Source organism: Mesorhizobium sp. BHbdii, assembly GCF_053848045.1.
The window spans coordinates 1-423 of the sequence record NZ_JBSPKX010000256.1; the positions used below are offsets into that span (position 1 = coordinate 1).

General features: G+C 68.3%; 1 pseudogene. It reads right to left on the reverse strand.

The annotated features are described in order from the left end of the window. Positions 1-27: 27 nt before the first annotated feature. Positions 28-423, reverse strand: a pseudogene (locus ACWTU8_RS32910) (site-2 protease family protein); the annotation flags it as partial.

The window sequence follows — 423 nt, forward strand, 5'->3', positions numbered from 1 at the left end:
GGGTTGACCCTTTCGGGCCTAACCAGCTCAAAGCAACTGCGCCGACGCCCACAGAACGCCGCAGCCATGGATGACGAACACCGCCAGCAGCGCCCCGGCGATGGCGAAGCGGTCGGCGGTTCGGATCGGCTTCAGTTCGTAGCGCGGCTTCACCCCGCTGCCCATCGTCAGCAGGCTGAGGATTGAAAAGACCGCTCCCGTCGCCAGCAGAAAGCCGGAGGAGAAGCCGGCCTCCCAGCCCACCGCCAGGAAAGCCGAGAGCAGGAAGAACGAGGCCAGCGCCAGCGCGACCGGACCCGGACAGATCTGGCGCAGCACCTGGCCGCCGTCGAATTTCCACACCGGCACCAGATTGGCGATGTTGAACAGGGCCGCGCAGCCCGCCAGCGCCGCCAGCAGCGCGGCCGCGGCCTTGTGCCCCTC